The 1,344-nt window shown below is 71.3% G+C and carries 2 protein-coding genes; both read left to right on the top strand.

Features of this window, described 5'->3' with window-relative positions; genetic code table 11:
• The coding region (locus ACWF94_RS40585) for a hypothetical protein (RefSeq protein WP_453500328.1) at positions 1-280 on the top strand (280 nt) is incomplete at its 5' end.
• 5 nt (positions 281-285) lie between these two features.
• Positions 286-1,209 (top strand): MurR/RpiR family transcriptional regulator, encoded by a 924-nt coding sequence (locus ACWF94_RS40580; protein WP_453500326.1) that lies wholly within the window; start codon positions 286-288, stop codon positions 1,207-1,209.
• Positions 1,210-1,344 lie beyond the last annotated feature (135 nt).

Here is a 1,344-nt window from a genome sequence, read left to right as displayed (position 1 = left end):
GCGGTCTGTGGAGGGCCCGCCCCGGGGCGCGGGAGAACCCTCGGCCGCCGTCCCGCACCGCGACGGCGGGTCCCGCACCGCGACGGCGGGTGCGGACGGCGGAGCCACGCCATCAGCGACGCCGTCAGCCGCGGCTTCGCCCGGGACCGCCCGGGTATGTCCGGTTGGTGTCCATGGACCGTCCCGCTATCTGAGACAGCGGTGCGGAGCTGCTGCCTCCACCCTCTTACGGGCCGTACTCCTCGGCTATGTTGAGCGGGAGTGGGACGAGAAGGAGTGACACCGGTGCCATCAGATCAGCAGGCACGCGCTCAGGCGTCTGCGATCACGCCGGGAAGACTGTCTCCCGACACGGATCCGGCCCCCACGGACAGGGTTCTCGCGCTGTTCGGCGGTCATCGGCTGTCCCCTGGGCAGCGGCGTATCGCGCAGTACATCACCGACCACCTCACCGAGGCCGCGTTCCTGTCGATCACGGATCTCGCGGAACGGGTCGGGGTCAGCCAGCCGTCGGTGACCCGGTTCGCCGCCTCCGTGGGGTTCAGCGGCTACCCCGCGCTGCGCGAGGCGCTGCAGCCGATCGCGCTGAGCGCGGTCGCCGCGTCGCCGGACACCCGGGAGGAGATCCGCCGCAATGAGCTGCAGGCCGCCGTCGATGCCGAGATCGAGAATCTGGAGAGCCTGCGCAGACTGCTCGCCGACACCAACCAGGTCCTCGACATCGGCCGCGAGCTGGCCCACTCGGTCCCGCTGACCATCCTGGGCCTGCGGATCTCCGTCTCGCTCGCCGAGTACTTCGCCTATGCCGCCCGGCGCATCCACCCCGATGTGCGGATGGTGACGCGCGGGGGCAGTGTCGCGTACGACGCGCTCCTCCAGTCCCGGGAAGCCGGCGGCACCTGGGTACTGGCCTTCGCGATGCCCCGCCACGCCCGTGAGACCCTCGCGGCGATGCGGACGGCCCACAGCACGGGCCTGAAGGTCGCCCTGATCACCGATCTCGCGCTGGGCCCGCTCGTCGACGAGGCCGACGCCGCGCTGACCGTGGCCACCGGCTCACGTCTCGTCTTCGACTCCTACGCGGCGCCCGGTGTCATCTCGGCGGCCCTCCTCCAGGCGATGGCCGATGCCGACCCGCAGCGGACCCAGTCCCGGCTGGAGGGCTACGAACACGCCGCCGAGCAGCACAACTTCTTCCTTGAGGACTGATGCGCCGTACCACTCCGGCAGTCCGTCCGCCGGGTGATCCGGCCCCTCACTCCCGGCATCACCAGCCGACGGGTCCGGAAACCACACCCACGAACCCGTGAGCCGGAACGGCCCCGTTTGCCGGGGGACTCGGAC

This window comes from Streptomyces sp. NPDC055078, from assembly GCF_053607985.1.
Note: the sequence above shows the minus strand (reverse complement) of the source record. Positions and strands in the feature narration are given on the sequence as shown.